The following is a 17,752-nucleotide window of genomic DNA, read 5'->3' as shown; positions in this document are numbered from 1 at the left end:
CCGACAATCCCGGCGGGCGTCATCGCCTGCGGAACGGAACCGGTTCACCGAGGTGGGCCTCGAGCACGGTGCGCATGGCCTCCGGGATCTCCCGCGACCGGCCGCTCGCCATGTCCACGACGGCGAGGGTGGTCTCGCACAGCGCGCTCACGCCGCCGTCGGCGTCGGTCAGCCGGCAGCCCAGGTCGTACGACTTGCCGCCGATCCGCGAGACCCACAACTCGCAGGTCACCGGACGGCCCGAGTAGTGCAGCACCGCCGCGAACTCGATCTCCTGCCGGGCCAGCAGCGTCACGAACTCGGCCGGGCGCTCACCGCCGAACCAGCCCGACATGGCCCGCACCCGCGCCTCCTCGAAGAGACGGGCGATCTGCACGTTGTTGACGTGCCCCAGCGCATCCATGTCGCCCCAGCGGAGGGCGATCTGGACCGTGGTGACACCGGACTCGAGGTTTCCGGATTGGGGGTTAACCCACGACGTCTCCGACACATCGGGAAACGCTATCGAACCCCCGCCCGGCGACCGCGCCCGGCCGCTACTGTGGATCAGGTGCTGCTCCACACCCGCCGGCTGCGCCTGCGGCCGGTCACCCCCGCCGATGCCGACCTGCTCACCCGCCTCGACGCCGATCCCGAGGTGATGCGCTTCGTCAGCGGCGGACCGGCCACCGGCCGCGCGACGATCGCCGACTGGGTGATTCCGCGGATGCAGGCGCAGCACCGCGAGTACGGCACCGGAATGTGGCTGCTGTCCCCTCTCGGCGACGACGAGGCCTTCGCCGGCTGGATCCAGTTGCGCACACCCCGGCACGGCGGCACCGACGGACTCGAGCTGAGTTATCGGCTGCCGCGCGACGCCTGGGGCCGGGGATACGCGGCCGAGGCGGCGAACGCGCTGATCGCGATGATGTTCACCCAGACCCCCACCACCCGGATCTTCGCCGGCACCCACGTGGTGCACACGGCCTCGGTCCGGGTCATGGAGAAGCTGGGGATGCGGCTGGCCGCGGACAGCGCCGCGGTCGACCTGACCGGCCCGGATGCCGTCGTCGAATACGAGATCCTGCGGGAGCAGTGGCAGGCCACCCGCGGCCGCGGCCGGGTGCTGATACGACGGCCTGACACGCGCGCGCTAGCGTGAGAGACTGCGATCGACAGCGATTGCCGCCGCGGCCGGCCACCCGTACCGTCCGTCATGCACCCTGAACCCACAGCCACCAGGAGTTTCGATGACCAACGCCCCCGCCACCGGTACGACTCGCCGTCAGGTCGTCATCGTCGGATCGGGGTTCGGCGGGTTGTTCGCGGCCCAGCGCCTGAAGAAGGCGAAGGACGTCGACGTCACGCTGATCGCCAAGACCACGACGCACCTCTTCCAGCCGATGCTGTACCAACTCGCGACCGGCATCGTCGCCGAGGGTGAGATCGCGCCGGCGACCCGCGTGGTGCTGGAGAAGCAGAAGAACACCCGGGTGCTGCTCGGCGAGGTCTTCGACATCGACGTCGAGCAGCAGGTGGTGCGCAGCCAGCTCCTCGAGCGCATCACCGAGACCCGGTACGACGATCTCATCATCGCCGCGGGCGCTGACCAGTCGTACTTCGGCAACGACCAGTTCGCCGAGTACGCGCCCGGCATGAAGACCATCGACCACGCCCTCGAGCTGCGCGGCCGTATCCTCGGCGCCTTCGAGCAGGCCGAACTCTCCGACGATCCGGCCGAGCAGGAGAAGCTGATGACTTTCGTGGTCGTCGGCGCCGGCCCGACCGGCGTCGAGATGGCCGGCCAGATCGCCGAGATGAGCGACAAGACCCTCAAGGGCGCCTTCCGCAACATCGACCCGACCAAGGCCCGCGTCATCCTGCTCGACGCCGCTCCGGCCGTGCTGGCGCCGTTCGGCCCCAAGCTCGGCGCCAAGGCGTCGAAGCGGCTGGAGAAGCTCGGGGTGGAGATCCAGCTCGGCGCCATGGTGGTCGACCTGGACTACGACGGTCTCGTCGTGAAGGACAAGGACGGCACCGAGCGCCGCATCGAGAGCCAGTGCAAGGTGTGGTCGGCGGGTGTGCAGGCGAGCGCCCTCGGCGAGGTGTTGCGCGACAAGACCGGCGTCGAACTCGACCGGGCCGGCCGGGTCAAGGTGGGTCCGGACCTGACCGTCGCCGACCACACGAACATCTTCGTCGTCGGCGACATGATGGCCGTCGACGGTGTGCCCGGGGTGGCGCAGGGCGCGATCCAGGGCGGCCGGTACGCCGCCGACGCGATCCTGGCCGAGCTGAAGCACGGCCAGACGCCGGATCAGCGCAAGCCGTTCAAATACTTCGACAAGGGCTCGATGGCGACCGTCTCCCGGTTCAGCGCCGTGATGCAGGTGCCGATCCCGGGCACCAAGAAGAAGTTCGAGACCGAGGGTTACTTCGCGTGGCTCGGCTGGCTCGCTCTGCACCTGGTGTATCTGGTGGGCTACCGCAACCGATTGAACACGCTGGTCAACTGGTTCTTCTCGTTCACCACGCGCGGGCGCACCCAGCTGGCGATCACCGAGCAGCAGGTCTACGCCCGCTCGGCGCTCAACGAGCTCAGCTACCTCGAGCGGCTGCGGCTCTCGCAGGCCGAGCGCGACAACGAGGACCCGATCGCCGTGGCCAAGGAACTGGAGAAGTCGGTCGCCGACGAGGCCCCGGCCAAGGAAACCGCCAAGGAAGCCTGAGCCGGGCCGCCCGGGGGCCTCAGCCCTCGGGCAGTTCGATGTTCTGCAGCCGCACCCGCGACTGAGCGAGCAGGCGGCCGTCGCCGTCGGTCATGTCGACCTGCCACAGCTGCTGGCGGCGTCCGCGGTGGATCGGCGTGGTGCTGATGTGCAGCGTGCCCTCGCTGATCGAACGCAGGAAGTCGGTGCTGTTGTTGGCGCCGACGGCCGCGCCGCCCATGCCGGTCTCCTGTAACCAGCAGTAGCCACTGATACTCGCGGTGCTCTCGGCGACCGCGCAGTACACCCCGCCGTTCACGATGCCGAACGGCTGGTGGTGGTCGGGCCTGATCTCCAAGGTGGCCCGTACCCCGTCCCCGCTCGCCTCGCTGATCTGCAGGCCGAGCAGGCCGTCGAGTCCCCTGCCACCGAATTCCGCGACTGATTCGTTTCCCATGCACCGAGCGTAGACACCCCGGCCGTGAAGCGGTGATGACCCCCGGTGCGAATGCACCGGGGGTCATCACCGTGTGAGGATCGGGGGTCTCTGCAGCCCTCAGGACACTCTCGCGATCCCTGAGAGATAATGTAGGCTAGCCTTACCTCGGTGTCAACTCCGGCGGGAACGCCGAGGTCAACGGTTCGCCGGCCGGCCGGGAACACCTGGCGGCCGTCGTCCGTTAGATGAGAGGACGACCGGAATCAGAATGTGGGAGCGGGCGTAGAATGAAGAAGATGAACGGACTCGGAGATCTTGAGCGCGCCGTGATGGACACGCTGTGGGCGTCGCCGACCCCGCAGACCGTGCGGCAGGTGCACGCCGAGCTGGCCAAGACCCGGACGCTCGCGTACACGACGGTGATGACCGTCCTGCAACGTCTGGCGAAGAAGGATCTGGTCACGCAGATCCGCGACGACCGCGCCCATCGCTACACCGCGACGCGCCCGCGTGAGGACCTGGTCGCCAGCCTCATGGTCGACGCGCTGCGCGCCGCCGATGCCCCCGATTCCCGGCATGCCGCCCTCGTCTCCTTCGTCGGCCGTGTCGGCGCCGACGAGGCCGCGGCCCTGCGCGAGGCGCTCGACGAACTCGAAGCCGCCGAGCGCGCCCTCGGCTGAGGGTAGGCTGGACCCGACCGACGTCCGCCAGACCCGCAAGGAACCTCGATGACCGCGCTGCTGTTCGGCATCCTCACCGTTGCGCTGGTCGGTCCGATCCCAGAAGCCCTCGCCCGCGCGGAGTGGCCGCTGTACGCGCCCCGCGCCGCGATGACCCTCTGGCAGTCCATCGCACTGGCCGCCGTGCTCTCCGCGTTCAGCACCGGCCTGGCGATCGCCGCCAACCTGCTCGCCCCCGGTCCCGACGGCACCCCCACCACCACGCTCGGCGCCGAACTCCACCGGCTCGGCTGGTTCACCTGGTCGGTGTACATGCTGGTCTTCGCCGCCACTCTGGTGATCGGGGTGCGCCTGACCGTCACCGTGATGCGGATCGGCGCCCGCACCCGGGCCCGCCGCCGGCGCCACCGCACCCTCATCGACCTGGTCGACCGGGTGGACCTGCATCGGCACGCCGGCGCCGACATCCGGGTGCTCGACGTCCCCGTCCCGATGGCCTACTGCCTGCCCGGGCTCCGCTCGCGGGTGGTGCTGTCCGAGGGCGTCCTCGCGCGGCTGTCCGCCGACGAACTGGCCGCGGTGATCGAGCACGAGCGCGCCCACCTGCGCGCCCGGCACGACCTGGTGCTGGAGGCCTTCATCGCCCTGCATGCGGCATTCCCCCGATTCGTGCGGTCCCGCTCGGCGCTGAGCGCCGTCGAACTGCTGGCCGAGGCGCTGGCCGACGATCAGGCCGTCCGGGTGACCGGTCGCACCACCGTGGGCCGTGCCCTCGTCGCCTGCGCCGACGCGACCGCCCCGCGCGGCGCGATGGCCGTGGGCGGTCCCACCACGATCACCCGCGTACGCCGGCTGATCGGTCCGCAGGATCGCCGCCGCCGGATCTCGGTCACCGCCTACACGCTGGCCGCGGCCCTGCTGGTGGTGCCGACGCTGGCCGTCGTCATCCCGTGGCTCACCGAGTTGCAGCGCCTCGTCTCGCACTGAACATCCACCCGACACACGCCGAAGCACCCACCGAAAGAGTTCCCTGTGCGCTTCCTCGACGGGCACCAGCCCGATCACGACCTCACCTACGACGACCTCTTCATCGTCCCGAACCGGTCCGAGCTGGCCTCGCGGTTCGACGTCGACATCGCCACCCACGACGGCACCGGCACCACCGTGCCGCTGGTGGTGGCCAACATGACCGCGATCGCCGGGAAGCGGATGGCCGAGACGGTGGCGCGCCGCGGCGGTCTCGTGGTGCTGCCGCAGGATGTACCGATCGAGGCCGCGTCGGACACCATCGCGTTCGTCAAGTCGCGGCACCTGGTCGCCGACACCCCGGTGGTCCTCGGGCCCGGTGATCTGATGGCCCACGCCCAGGCGCTGATCCCCAAGCGCGCGCACGGCTGCGCCGTGGTGGTCGACGACGACGGCCGCCCGATCGGGCTGGTGCCGCGCGCCCAGCCGGGCCCGGACGTCGACATGTTCAGCGATCTGCGGTCGGCGATGACGCCGATCGGCGTGCTGCTGCCGGACACCACCGATCCGCGCACCGTGTTCGACACGCTGACCGAGGCCAACACCGGCCTCGCCGTCCTGGTCGACGCCGACGAACGCCTCACCGGCGTACTGACCCGGGTGGGCGCGCTGCGCGCCGGCATCTACCGGCCGAACGTCGACGCCCACGACCGGCTGCGGATCGCCACCGCGGTCGGCATCAACGGCGACGTCGTCGGCAAAGCGCGGGCGCTGGTCGACGCCGGCGCCGACCTGCTGGTGGTCGACACCGCGCACGGCCACCAGGCCAAGATGCTCACCGCGCTGGCCGCGGTGGCGCAGGCCGATCTCGGCGTGCCGATCGCCGCCGGCAACGTGGTGTCCGCGCAGGGAGCGAAAGACCTGGTCGACGCGGGAGCATCGATCGTCAAGGTCGGCGTCGGACCCGGCGCGATGTGCACCACCCGGATGATGACCGGCGTCGGGCGGCCGCAGTTCTCCGCCGTCGCCGACTGCGCGGCCGCGGCCCGCCAACTCGACGCGGCGGTCTGGGCGGACGGCGGCGTACGTCATCCGCGCGACGTGGCGCTGGCGATCGCCGCCGGGGCGTCGAACGTGATGATCGGCTCCTGGTTCGCCGGCACCTACGAGTCCCCCGGCGATCTGCACACCGACGCCTCCGGCGAGTACAAGGTCAGCTTCGGCATGGCCTCCAAGCGCGCGGTGGCGGCGCGGTCGTCGGCCGACGAGGCCTACGACCGGGCCCGCAAGGCGCTGTTCGAGGAGGGCATCTCGTCCTCGCGCATCCGGATCGACCCGGAACGCCCGAGCGTCGAGGACCTGATCGACCACATCTGCGCCGGCCTGCGCAGCACCGCCACCTACACCGGCGCCCGCGACCTCGCCGAACTGCACGAGAAGGTGGTGCTCGGCGTGCAGTCCGCCGCCGGCTTCGCCGAGGGCCGCCCACTGCCCGGGGGCTGGTGACCACTGTCCGTGGAGATCGCGCTGATCCTCGCCAAACTCGTCGGCTTTCTGGCCCTCACCCTCGGCACGGCACTGTTCGTCGCCTCCGAGTTCTCCCTCACCGCGCTGGAGCGCTCGACCGTCAACGACGACGTCGCGCGCTCGGCGGACCGTCGTGCCCGGTCCGTGGCCCGCGCCCACCGCACCCTGTCGTTCCAGCTCTCCGGCGCCCAGCTCGGCATCACGATCACCACGCTGATCACCGGTTACCTCGCCGAGCCGGTACTGGCGCAGCTGCTCGACCCGCTGCTCAAACATCTGCCGCTGTCGGCCGGCGCGGCGTCGGGCGTGTCCCTGGCGCTCGCCCTGATCATCGCGACCTCACTGTCGATGGTGCTCGGTGAGCTGATCCCGAAGAATCTCGCGATCACCGCGCCGCTGCGGGTGGCCCGCGCCACCGCCGGGCTGATGACCGCCTTCTCGGCGGTGTTCAAGCCCGCGATCATCGGGCTCAACGGCTCGGCGAACGCGATCGTGCGGCGCCTCGGCGTCGAACCGACCGAGGAACTCGGGTCCGCCCGGTCGGCCGCCGAACTCGGCGCGCTGGTCCGCAACTCGGCGTTGCGCGGCGCGCTCGATCCGGAGACCGCCCACCTGGTGGACCGGTCGCTGCGCTTCGGCGGGCTCAACGCCGACGACCTGATGACCCCTCGCGTGCGGGTGCAGGCCCTGGAACCGGGCGACACCGTCCGCGACCTGGTGTCCGCGGCCTCGCAGACCGGGCACTCCCGGTTCCTCATCGCCGAGGACGGCGACCTGGACAATCTGGTCGGCGTGGTGCACATCAAACAGTCGTTCACGGTGCCGCCGCACGCACAGACCACCGTCTCGCTGCGGTCACTGGCCCGGCCGGTGACCCGCGTTCCGGACAGCCTGGACGGCGACGCCCTGATGGAACGGATCAAGGCCGACGGCCTGGAGATCTGCGTGGTGGTCGACGAATACGGCGGCACCGCGGGCATCGTGACCTCCGAGGACCTGATCGAGGAGATCCTCGGCAACGTGACCGACGAGCACGACGACGAGGAGTCGGAGGTGACGCGCGTCGGCAACGGATTCCGCTGCTCGGGTCTGCTCCGCGTCGACGAGGTGGCCGAGGCGATCGGCTACCGCGCCCCCGACGGCGCCTACGAGACGCTCGGCGGGCAGGTGATGTTCCTGCTCGGCGCGATCCCGCGGGTGGGCGACATCGTCGACCTGCCGCCGCGTCATCTCGTCGTCGACCGCGACGACGAGCCGGAGACGGCGTGGCGGGCGACCGTCGTCGCCATGGACGGACGCCGCGTGGATGCGGTGTGGCTGACCCCGATCGAAGTCGCCTCCGGTGACGCCGCCGCCGAGGAGGCCGGTCGTGGGTGATCTCTGGGGGGTGGTTCTCACCCTGGTGCTGCTGGCCGCCAACGCCTTCTTCGTCGGCGCCGAATTCGCGCTCATCGCGGCGCGGCGCGACCGCCTGGTCGCTCTCGAGGAGAGCGGCAAGAAGCGCGCCCGCACGGTGATCACGGCGTCCGAACAGCTGTCCCTGATGCTGGCCGGTTCGCAGTTGGGCATCACCATCTGCTCGATCCTGCTCGGCCGCGTCGGCGAACCGGCGATCGCCCACCTGCTGGAGAAGCCGCTGCACTGGGCGTCGGTCCCGCACGGCCTGCTGCATCCGATCTCGTTCGTCATCGCGCTGAGCCTGGTGGTGATCCTGCACATCCTGCTCGGCGAGATGGTGCCGAAGAACATCGCGCTGGCCGGCCCCGAGCGGGCCGCGATGCTGCTCATCCCGGTGCAGCTGATGTTCATCCGGCTGGTCCGGCCGATCATCTGGTTCTACAACGCCCTCGCCAACGGCACACTCCGGCTGTTCGGCGTGCAGCCGAAGGACGAGGTGTCGTCGACCGTCACCGAGACCGAACTGGCCCAGATGATCGGCGAGTCCCGCGAACTGGGACTGCTCGACGCCGAGGAGCACGCGCGGCTCACCCGCGCGCTGCAGACCGTGGAACGGACCGTCGCCGAGGTGATGATCCCGCTCAGCCGGGTCCGCGCCGTCCAGGCCGCGGTCAGCGCCACCACCGGCCGCCTCGGCCCGCGGCTGGGCGACGTGGAGCGTGCGGTCCGGGAGACCGGCTACTCGCGCTTCCCGGTGCTCGGACTCGACGGGACCTATATCGGATACCTGCACCTCAAGGATGTGCTCGACGACATCCTGGACGAGGATCTGGGCCCGGACAGCGTGCTGGGCCGGGACAAGATCCGGCCGCTGCCGCGGGTGCCGGCCACCACCCCGCTCGACGAGGCCGCGGCGGTCCTGCGCCGCCAGAGCGCGCACATGGGCGGCGTCGCCGACGAGACGGGCACCCTGATCGGAGTGATCGCCCTCGCCGACCTGGCCGAGGCCTTCGTCGGCAACCTCCGCGACGCCACCCACCGCATGGCATGACCGAGCGTGTCCCCTGCCCGCCCCGCCGTCAGCGAGTCTTTTCGAGTCGGCTCAAAGGACTGTAAACAAGTGACGAAACCCCGGATAGCCCGCCCCGCCGGTGAGGAACGAAGTGACGAACCGTGTCGAAACGACCCCCGACAGAAGGTCTTTTCGACACGCCCCTCGGCTAGCGCCTCGAGGCGGCTCAAAGGGCTGCAAACAGCCTCGGGTCGGCTCAAAGGGCTGTCAACAAGTGACGAAATCCCGGATAGCCCGCCCCGCCGGTGAGGAACGAAGTGACGAAATCCCGGATAGCCCGTTGAGCCGGTGAGGAACGAAGTGACGAACCGTGTCGAAACGACCCCCGACACGCTGCCCGAGCCCGTCTGGCGTGCCCGGGCCGCGGCCCACGCCGCCCGCGTCGACGCCCTGATCGGGCCCTACCTGGCCGGCCGGAAGCGCGGCATCAAACACCCGGTGATCGACTTCCTGTTCACCTACTACTCGGCGCGGCCGATCCAGGTGACCCGCTGGCATCCCGGGTTCGGGACGGCCCTGGAGCACGGCGACGAGTATCTGACGCTGGCCGGTTACGCCCGCCGCGACGACGGCACGGTGGCCGTGACCGGGGAGTTCCGCGACGCCCGTGCCTCGCTGATCGGCGCGATCGCCGGACTCACCGGGGCCACCGCGTCGCGGCCCGCCCGCTTCGGCTGTTTCGGCCTGCACGAGTGGGCGATGGTCTACCGGGACACCGACACGCGGCATCCGCTGCCGTTGCGGCTCGGCGCCGCGGGCACCGACGCCGTCGTCGAGTCGATGCCGCTGCGCTGTACCCACTACGACGCATTCCGCTTCTTCACCCCGGAGGCGGTGGGCCGCAACGCGACCGCCCTGTCCCGGGACACCCAGCGCGACCACGAACAGCCCGGCTGCCTGCACGCGACCATGGACCTGTACCGGCACTGCCTGAAACTGGGGCCGCTGGTCGACGGCGAACTGCTGGCCGCGTCGTTCGCACTGGCCCTGGACGCCCGCACTCTCGATATGGAGGCCAGCCCGTACGACCTGTCGTCGCTCGGCTACCGCGCGGTGCCCATCGAGACTCCCGCGGGCCGGGCGGACTACGTCCGCCGCCAGACCGCCCTCGCCCGGCGCGGCGCGGAACTGCGGGAACGGGTCCGCGGTGTCTGCCGTCACCTCCTACCGGAAAGTACCTTTCACCAGGCGCCTAGTAGGATGGCGGTGTCAAGAACACGGCCGACAGAAGGGTTGCCATGACCGAACGCGTCAACGTCCATGGATTGCAGGTCGCGAAGGTGCTGTACGACTTCGTGAACGACCAGGCGCTGCCGGGCACCGGTGTAGACCCCGATGCCTTCTGGGCCGGTGCCGCGGGCGTCATCAACGACCTCGCGCCGCGCAACCGTGAACTGCTCGCCGTCCGCGACGAGCTCCAGGCCAAGCTCGACGCGTGGCATACCGCGAACCCGGGTGCCGTCGACCAGGACACCTACCTGGCGTTCCTGAAGGAGATCGGCTACCTCGTCGAGCCGCCCGCCGACTTCCAGATCACCACCTCGAACGTCGACGTCGAGATCACCGACACCGCGGGCCCGCAGCTGGTGGTCCCGGTGCTCAACGCGCGCTTCGCGCTGAACGCGTCGAACGCCCGCTGGGGATCGCTGTACGACGCGCTGTACGGCACCGACGCCATCCCGGAGACCGACGGGGCCGAGAAGGGCTCGTCGTACAACAAGGTCCGCGGCGACAAGGTGATCGCCTTCGCCAAGGCCTTCCTCGACCAGGCGGTCCCGCTGGAGAACGGCAGCCACGCCGACGCCACCAAGTACGTCGTCGACGGCGACAAGGTCGATGTGGTTCTCGGCGACGACACCGAGGTCACCACGTTCGCCGATCCGGACGCGTTCATCGGCTACACCGGCGACGCGCTGGCGCCGTCGTCGATCCTGCTGCGCCACCACGGCCTGCACATCGACATCCTCTTCGACCCGAACTCCCCCATCGGTTCCACCGACAAGGCCGGAGTCAAGGACGTCGAACTGGAGTCCGCGGTCACCACGATCATGGACTTCGAGGACTCGGTCGCCGCGGTCGACGCCGACGACAAGGTCCTCGGCTACACCAACTGGCTCGGCCTGAACAAGGGCGACCTGGCCGAGGAGGTCACCAAGGGCGGCAAGACCTTCACCCGTGTGCTGAACCCGAACCGCGTCTACACCGGGCGCGACGGGCAGCCAGTGGAGCTGCACGGCCGCTCGCTGCTGTTCGTCCGCAACGTCGGCCACCTGATGACCAACCCGGCCATCCTCGACGCCGACGGCAACGAGGTCCCGGAGGGCATCCTGGACGCGCTGGTCACCTCGGCGATCGGTATCCACGGCATGAGCGCCGAGGGGCTGCAGAACTCGCGGACCGGCTCGATCTACATCGTGAAGCCGAAGATGCACGGTCCCGACGAGGTGGCCTTCACCTCGGAGCTGTTCGGCCGCGTCGAGGACGTCCTCGGCCTGCCCCGCAACACCCTCAAGGTCGGCATCATGGACGAGGAGCGCCGGACCACCGCCAACCTGAAGGCCGCGATCAACGCCGCCTCCGAGCGCGTGGTGTTCATCAACACCGGCTTCCTCGACCGCACCGGCGACGAGATCCACACCTCGATGAAGGCCGGGCCGATGGTCCGCAAGGCCGACATGAAGCAGCAGACCTGGATCAAGGCCTACGAGGACTGGAACGTCGACACCGGTCTGGCCGCCGGCCTCCAGCACAAGGCGCAGATCGGCAAGGGCATGTGGGCCATGCCGGATCTGATGCACGACATGCTCGAGCAGAAGATCGGTCACCCGATGGCCGGTGCCAACACCGCGTGGGTGCCGTCGCCGACCGCCGCGACCCTGCACGCGCTGCACTACCACGAGGTGGACGTCTTCGAGCGCCAGGACGAGATCGCCAAGCGCGACCCGAAGACCATCGAGGAGATCCTCACCATCCCGCTCGCCGCCGACCCGAACTGGAGCGATGAGGAGAAGCGCGAGGAGCTGGACAACAACTGCCAGTCGATCCTCGGCTACGTGGTCCGCTGGATCGACCACGGCGTCGGCTGCTCCAAGGTGCCCGACATCCACGACGTCGCCCTGATGGAGGACCGCGCCACCCTGCGGATCTCCAGCCAGCTGCTGGCCAACTGGCTGGCGCACGGCATCGTGACCGAGGACGAGATCGTCGCCGCGCTCGAGCGGATGGCCCCCGTCGTCGACCGGCAGAACGCCGGCGACCCGGACTACCGGCCGATGGCCCCGGACTTCGATTCGAACATCGCGTTCCAGGCCGCCAAGGCGCTGATCCTGCAGGGTGCGGTGCAGCCGAGCGGCTACACCGAGCCTCTGCTGCACGCCGCGCGCCGCGAGTACAAGGCCGCGAACGCCTGATCCAGGCGTAGCCGCGCGCCGAGCCCGGACCCCGCGCGGGTCCGGGCTCGGTGCGTGAGGCGGGGCCGGCCGTGTCGCGGTGAGCCGCACCGTCCGCCCGCCGCGGGTGTGATAGAGACGAGGGGGACGTCCACGACAACAAAGGGGTGACGTGTGGGTACACACGGGAGCGGGCGGACTCGCCAACTGTTCAGCCGGCCATTGCTCGCCGGGCTGCTCGGCATCATTCTCGTCGTCGCGCTGATCGTGGCGTGGAATCAATACGGCGACCGGATCGACGACGGCAGCACCAAGGCCGCATCGTGCCTGTCGGGCGACGCGCTCCTGCCGATCGCCGCCGACCCGGCCGTCGCCCCGGCGCTGCAGGAGATCGCGACGACCTTCAACGCGGCCCGGCCGGTGATCCGCGACTACTGCGTGAGCGTCGACGTCCGGCCGGTCGACGCCGGGGCGATGCTCGAAGGTCTCACCGCCCCGAAGTGGGATGCGCAGGCGCATGGTCTGTACCCGGCCGCCTGGGTGCCCGAGTCGTCCGTCTGGTCGGCCGCGCTCGCCACCGCGAACCCGTCACTCCTGGCCGGAACCCCGGACTCACTGGTCAGCTCCCCGATCCGGCTCGCGATGGAGCCCGAGCTCGCCAGGGAGGCGAAGGGCAAGATCGCGTGGGGCGACCTCCCCTCGCTGACCCGCGACAACGCCCTGCGCGCCTTCGGACACAGCAGCTGGGGGTCGTTGCGGATGGCGATGCCCACCGGCGCCGAGTCCGACGCCACCGCGCTCGCCGCTCAGGCGGTCGCCGCGGTCACCGCGGAGGCCACCGGTCCCCTGACCGCGGCGCAGGCCCGCTCCGAACCCGTGGTCGCCGCGATGCACGAGCTGATGTCCGCGCCGCCGCGCGTCGGCGACGGCACCGCCGAGGCCGCGGTGCGCGCGATCGCCGACACCCGAGATCCCGCCGACGCCAAGGTGCGGGCGGTCCCGATCAGCGAGCAGCGCCTGTACCTGCTGACCAAGGGCGATGCGAAGGCGAAGGTCGCCGTGGTGGCGCCGTCCGGCCCGACGCCGGTCGCCGACTACCCGGTGATCATGCTCGGTGGCGACGGCGTGTCCGACGCGATGGCGGCCGCAGCCGCGGAGTTCTTCACCTTCGCGCGCAAGCCGGAAGAGATGAAGATCCTGACGCAGACCGGCTTCCGTGGCGCCGGGCCGCTGCCCGCCGGCACCGCGACGGTGACGTTCGGCGAGGTCGGCACCGCGCTGCCGGTTCCGGAATCGGCCGCCACGGTGGACCTCAACCGGATCATCCTGCCGTCCGCGGTGCCTGGCCGCTGACCGTTTCGGGGTCGCTCGCCGCGGGGGCGGTCAGCCGGGCCGCCGCGAACGCCGCGGCGGCGGTCACGACGATCGCGAGGCTGGTCCACCAGCCGATCTCCCGCTGACCGGTCGCGGCCAGGACGATCGCCGCGACGACGGCCACCGCGATGCCGACGGTCACGCCCGGCGCGCCGATGCGCGGGCCCGCCAGCTGCGCGCCCGTCACGGCCGCCGCGACCAGGGCGGTGCACAGCAGCAGGACCGGTGCGCCGACGTCGATCAGGGCGAGCGCCGCCGCCACGATCGCAGCGCCGAGGACCCACTCGGCGGGCAGTGCGAGGGCGGAAGCGGGCTGGCGGTGGTCGTCCGCGGCGGGTGCGTCCGCGGGCGAGGTCACCCCCACCGCGCCCGCCGCGGCGGACAGCGTGTGCGCGATGAGCGCGGTGAACACGACGGTGAGGACCGCCAGCACCACGCCGGCCAGGCCCGGCAGCATGTCGAGGTTCGCGGGGACGGTGAAGAACTCCATCGACGGCACCAGGATCGCACCGCCGAGCAGCATCAGCAGGCCGAGGACGATCAGGATCACCACTCCGAGCGCACCGCCGAGGACGCGCGGACGCGACCAGGAGCCCAGCAGCGCGCTGGTGCGCAGCGCGCCGTCGGCCCAGCCCAGGACGACCAGCACCACCGCGAGACCGACCGCGGAGGCGGCGGAGACTCCGTCGACCAGCCGGATCGGGTCGGCGACCACACCGGGGCCGCCGAGATAGAAGCCGATCGCGAGGGACGCGACCACCGGCACGATCATGAACCACAAGGCCGTCGACCCGATGCGGTGCGTGGCGGCGAGTCCCTGGGCCACGACGAGCCAGCCCGCGACCACGGTGAGCGCGAGGACGATGATCCGCGGATCCAGCCGGCTCAGCAGGGAGAGCGTCTGCGCGGCGGCGATGAGCAGCACAGCGGTCATGCCGACCGAGACCGCGCACCGCGCGTATCGTTCGCCGGCGGTCTCCGGACGCGGGCGGCCGTCGTCGCCGATCGACCGGCGCAGCGCGACCACGCCGGCCGCGAAGGCGAGCGCGATCACGACGACCAGTACCGCGAGCCCGGCCAGCGCCAGTCCGCTCGACGCGAGGAGCGGAACGGCCAGCACGGCATACACGAGGACCACGGCCATCCCACCGCGGCGCATGGCCCCGGCGGTCGGCGCCCCGGTACTCCGGAACGCCGCCCAGGTGACGATCAGCAGACCGACGGCGACGGCCAGCGAGGCTTCCAGCGCGATGTCCCGGTTCATCAGTTCACCCCGGTCGCGGTGCCGACGGTGCCGAGCAACTGGTTGGCGCAGTTGTCCGGCGCCGGTTTCCCGGCCCAGATGTTCTTCATGTACTCGATGGCGTTCGGGTCGCGCGTCCGCGCCTGATAGTTCATCGACCCGTGGTCGTCCTCGGGATACCGCACGTAGAACGTCGTGGTGCCCAGAGCGCACTGGGTCATCACCTGTGCATGGGTGAACTGCGGAATGATCGTGGTGTCCTTCAGTCCCTGCCAGAACGCGATCGGGACACCGATCCGCTTGGTCCCCGGCATGCCCTTGCTCATGGCGCGGATCAGATTCCCCGGGACCGGCGTGTTGATCAGCTTGGTGAGCGGCACGTCGGACACGCGGTCGATCAGGTTCTGGCCGCAGTAGCCGTCGAGCAGCTTGGCCTTCTCCATGCCCTCGGGACTGAGGATCTCGTCGAGCTTGACGATGTCCGGGTAGCTCTCCGCGTACGACTTGGCGATGAGCAGGACGAACATGTTCTGCTTGCTGCTGGTCGGGTTGCTGGCGACCGCGTCGAGGATCCCGCGGATGGGCGGGGTGTAGCCGGGCGCCAGGAGCACACCGCTGCCGATCTTCAGCTCCGGCGCGTACTCGGGCGCGATCTCGAGCGCGCTGTTCGCCGCCTCGCCGCCCTGCGACTTGCCGTAGACGGCCAGCTTGTTCTTGTCGACGGGGATGTCGCCGATCATCGGCGACGGATTCTCCACCGCGCGCATCGCGTCGAGGACGCCGCGGCCTTCCAGCGGTCCGACCAGGTACGACGACGGTCCCGGGGCACCCATGCCCGAGTAGTCCGAGGCGACGACCGCCAGCCCCGCGTCGACGAGGGGCTTGATGTGCGGCATCCAGGCCGTGTACGCGGGGGTGCCGGGCTGCAACGGTGTCTGGCTGATCCCGCACGGGCGTCCGACGCCGAGCGTGCCGTGCGCGAAGGAGACCAGCGGATACCCGCTCGCCTACGGGCCGGCCGGCGCCGCGTACAACCCGGACACCGGGATCTTGCGGCCTTGCAGATCGGTGGAGACGTGGATGATCCGGTACGCCTTGACGCCGGCCGGCACACCGTCGACCGGCTCCGCCGCGACGAGCTGCCCGATCTTGGCGCCGGGCGGCAGCGGGGTGTCGTAGAAGCGGGTGAGTTCGGGCGTGACGAGGGTGTCGAACTCACCGCCCTGCTTCTGCGATTCCGCGTTGATGGGCGCGTCGACCAGCGACGACGGCGCCGCGGTACCGAACAGCACGCCGCCGCTGACGACCGCGGCGAGCAGGGCGATCACGATCTGAGTCCTGCGAGAGGCCATGCCTTCCCCTTCTGTGGAGATGCGCCCGTGGGGGTCCCAGCGGCACCGCCTCGGAGATAGACCACACCCTAGTGCGTCGCCCTCCCCGTCACTCGTCGTTCGTGCACAGCACCGTTCGGCACCGCGACCCGAACGGGTTGCGCGCACGGTGCGCGCAACCATCGATCTTTCCGGCGCCGGAGCGCAGACTCGTTTCAGACACCGCAGCGGCGCCCGAAACCACAAGGGCCGCAACCGATCCACCGATTCAAGACCTCAAGGAGGTCCACTCCGTCATGCCCGAGAACGCGTCCCGCACCGCCGAGAGCCGGCTCGAAGCCGCCCATCAGCCGCTCCAGTTCGCCTACTGGGTGCCCAATGTCAGCGGCGGGCTGGTGGTCTCGACCATCGAACAGCGCACCGACTGGAGCTACGACTACAACCGCGAGCTGGCGGTCCTCGCCGAGAACAACGGCTTCGACTACGCCCTCACCCAGGTGCGCTACATCGCGTCGTACGGCGCCGCCTACCAGCACGAGTCGACCAGCTTCTCGCTCGCGCTGCTGCTGGCGACGCAGCGACTCAAGGTGATCGCGGCGGTCCACCCCGGTCTCTGGCAGCCGGGCGTGCTGGCCAAGCTCATCGCCACCGCCGATCAGCTCTCCGGCGGCCGCGCCGCGGTCAACGTGGTCAGCGGCTGGTTCAAGGACGAATTCACCAAGCTCGGCGAGCCCTGGCTGGAGCACGACGAGCGCTACCGTCGCGCCGAGGAGTTCATCGGCTATCTGCGGGAGATCTGGACCAGCGAGCACGCCGAGTACCGCGGCGACTTCTACCGGCTGCACGACTTCGACCTCAAGCCGAAGCCGGTGGAGGTTCCGGGCCGGAGCCATCCGGAGATCTTCCAGGGTGGCAATTCGACCGCGGCCCGGGCGATGGCCGGGCGCGTCTCGGACTGGTACTTCTCCAACGGCAAGGACTTCGATGGGATCACCGAGCAGGTGATCGACGTGAATACCGAAGCGGCGCTGCACGATCGGACCGTCAAGTTCGGTCTCAACGGCTTCCTGATCGCCCGGGACACCGAGCGCGAGGCCCGCGACGTGCTTCGCGAGATCGTCGACAAGGCCGACCGCGAGGCGGTCGCCGGTTTCGGTTCGGCCGTGAAGCAGGCCGGCCGCTCGGCGTCGGACGGCAAGGGCATGTGGCAGGACTCCGAGTTCGCCGACCTGGTCCAGTACAACGACGGTTTCCGTACCGGTCTGATCGGCACGCCCGAGCAGATCGCCGAGCGGATCGTCGCCTACAAGACGCGCGGCGTGAACCTCTTCCTCCTCGGCTTCCTGCACTACCTGGAGGACGTCGCCTACTTCGGCGAGAAGATCCTGCCGCTGGTCCGCGAGATCGAGGCCGACCTCGCCGCGAGCGGCCGGCTGGAGTCCGAACTGGCCCGCCACGGGGTCCTCGCGTGAACCGCTACTCACCGAGGGCGATCCCGTACTGCGGCCGTTTCGACACGGTCTCGCCTAGCGGCTCGACCGGCGGGGCGGGCTGCTGCTGTCCCCCGGCCCGGCCGAGTCGAAACGCCCCCACCGCCCGTTGAGCCGGACGGGCCCGCCAGGGCCCGGCCGAGTCGAAACGACCAT

Annotated in this window: 16 protein-coding genes; 11 read left to right on the top strand and 5 right to left on the bottom strand. The window is 70.3% G+C overall.

Annotation, left to right across the window (positions count from 1 at the left end):
* Positions 1 to 19 precede the first annotated feature (19 nt).
* The gene (locus MYK68_RS09190) at positions 20 to 490 is read right to left on the bottom strand and encodes an acyl-CoA thioesterase (RefSeq protein WP_247867690.1); all 471 of its coding nucleotides are present in this window, start codon (positions 488 to 490) and stop codon (positions 20 to 22) included.
* Positions 491 to 550: 60 nt separating this feature from the next.
* Between MYK68_RS09190 and MYK68_RS09185 the strand changes: the two genes are divergently transcribed.
* Positions 551 to 1,141 carry a GNAT family N-acetyltransferase gene (locus tag MYK68_RS09185; protein ID WP_247867689.1) on the top strand — a complete coding sequence of 197 codons (591 nt, stop codon included), beginning with the start codon at positions 551 to 553 and terminating at the stop codon, positions 1,139 to 1,141.
* Positions 1,142 to 1,229: 88 nt separating this feature from the next.
* Complete coding sequence (locus MYK68_RS09180) at positions 1,230 to 2,708, top strand: NAD(P)/FAD-dependent oxidoreductase (RefSeq protein ID WP_247867687.1); 1,479 nt, start codon at positions 1,230 to 1,232, stop codon at positions 2,706 to 2,708.
* A gap of 19 nt (positions 2,709 to 2,727) precedes the next feature.
* Here MYK68_RS09180 and MYK68_RS09175 read toward each other — a convergent pair whose 3' ends face one another.
* Positions 2,728 to 3,144 (bottom strand): PaaI family thioesterase, encoded by a 417-nt coding sequence (locus MYK68_RS09175; RefSeq protein ID WP_247867683.1) that lies wholly within the window; start codon positions 3,142 to 3,144, stop codon positions 2,728 to 2,730.
* Positions 3,145 to 3,413: 269 nt separating this feature from the next.
* Between MYK68_RS09175 and MYK68_RS09170 the strand changes: the two genes are divergently transcribed.
* From MYK68_RS09170 to MYK68_RS09135, 8 genes are all read left to right on the top strand, one after another.
* Positions 3,414 to 3,806 carry a BlaI/MecI/CopY family transcriptional regulator gene (locus tag MYK68_RS09170; protein WP_247867681.1) on the top strand — a complete coding sequence of 131 codons (393 nt, stop codon included), beginning with the start codon at positions 3,414 to 3,416 and terminating at the stop codon, positions 3,804 to 3,806.
* Between the two features lie 48 nt (positions 3,807 to 3,854).
* Positions 3,855 to 4,793, top strand: coding sequence for a M56 family metallopeptidase (locus tag MYK68_RS09165; protein ID WP_247867680.1), 939 nt, complete (start codon positions 3,855 to 3,857; stop codon positions 4,791 to 4,793).
* A gap of 45 nt (positions 4,794 to 4,838) precedes the next feature.
* The gene (gene guaB1 / locus MYK68_RS09160; RefSeq protein ID WP_247867678.1) at positions 4,839 to 6,278 is read left to right on the top strand and encodes a GMP reductase; all 1,440 of its coding nucleotides are present in this window, start codon (positions 4,839 to 4,841) and stop codon (positions 6,276 to 6,278) included.
* Positions 6,279 to 6,287: 9 nt separating this feature from the next.
* Positions 6,288 to 7,676 carry a hemolysin family protein gene (locus MYK68_RS09155; RefSeq protein WP_247867677.1) on the top strand — a complete coding sequence of 463 codons (1,389 nt, stop codon included), beginning with the start codon at positions 6,288 to 6,290 and terminating at the stop codon, positions 7,674 to 7,676.
* The gene (locus MYK68_RS09150) at positions 7,669 to 8,748 is read left to right on the top strand and encodes a hemolysin family protein (RefSeq protein ID WP_247867673.1); all 1,080 of its coding nucleotides are present in this window, start codon (positions 7,669 to 7,671) and stop codon (positions 8,746 to 8,748) included. Before MYK68_RS09155 ends, MYK68_RS09150 begins: the two co-directional genes overlap by 8 nt.
* A 321-nt stretch (positions 8,749 to 9,069) precedes the next feature.
* Positions 9,070 to 10,011, top strand: a complete 942-nt coding sequence (locus MYK68_RS09145) for a 3-methyladenine DNA glycosylase (protein ID WP_247867671.1) — start codon at positions 9,070 to 9,072, stop codon at positions 10,009 to 10,011.
* On the top strand, positions 10,008 to 12,179 hold the full coding sequence (locus MYK68_RS09140) for a malate synthase G (protein WP_247867670.1): 2,172 nt from the start codon (positions 10,008 to 10,010) through the stop codon (positions 12,177 to 12,179). Before MYK68_RS09145 ends, MYK68_RS09140 begins: the two co-directional genes overlap by 4 nt.
* A 153-nt stretch (positions 12,180 to 12,332) precedes the next feature.
* Positions 12,333 to 13,511, top strand: coding sequence for a substrate-binding domain-containing protein (locus tag MYK68_RS09135; RefSeq protein ID WP_247867668.1), 1,179 nt, complete (start codon positions 12,333 to 12,335; stop codon positions 13,509 to 13,511).
* Here the strand turns inward: MYK68_RS09135 and MYK68_RS09130 are convergent.
* The 3 genes from MYK68_RS09130 to MYK68_RS09120 form a co-directional block, all read right to left on the bottom strand.
* Entirely contained in the window at positions 13,480 to 14,796 is a 1,317-nt protein-coding gene (locus MYK68_RS09130; RefSeq protein ID WP_247867666.1) for a hypothetical protein, read from the bottom strand. The genes MYK68_RS09135 and MYK68_RS09130 overlap by 32 nt on opposite strands.
* Positions 14,796 to 15,671 carry a lipase family protein gene (locus tag MYK68_RS09125; protein ID WP_247867665.1) on the bottom strand — a complete coding sequence of 292 codons (876 nt, stop codon included), beginning with the start codon at positions 15,669 to 15,671 and terminating at the stop codon, positions 14,796 to 14,798. Before MYK68_RS09125 ends, MYK68_RS09130 begins: the two co-directional genes overlap by 1 nt.
* A gap of 111 nt (positions 15,672 to 15,782) precedes the next feature.
* Positions 15,783 to 16,127, bottom strand: a complete 345-nt coding sequence (locus tag MYK68_RS09120) for a hypothetical protein (RefSeq protein ID WP_247867664.1) — start codon at positions 16,125 to 16,127, stop codon at positions 15,783 to 15,785.
* Between the two features lie 275 nt (positions 16,128 to 16,402).
* Here MYK68_RS09120 and sfnG point away from each other — a divergent pair, with 275 nt between their 5' ends.
* A complete protein-coding gene (sfnG, locus tag MYK68_RS09115; RefSeq protein ID WP_247867662.1) occupies positions 16,403 to 17,578 on the top strand; it encodes a dimethylsulfone monooxygenase SfnG in 1,176 nt (391 codons plus the stop codon).
* Positions 17,579 to 17,752: the final 174 nt, after the last annotated feature.

It is taken from the genome of Gordonia sp. PP30, assembly GCF_023100845.1.
In the GTDB taxonomy this organism is placed as follows: Bacteria; Actinomycetota; Actinomycetes; order Mycobacteriales; family Mycobacteriaceae; genus Gordonia.
This window is presented reverse-complemented; position numbering and strand designations above follow the sequence as displayed.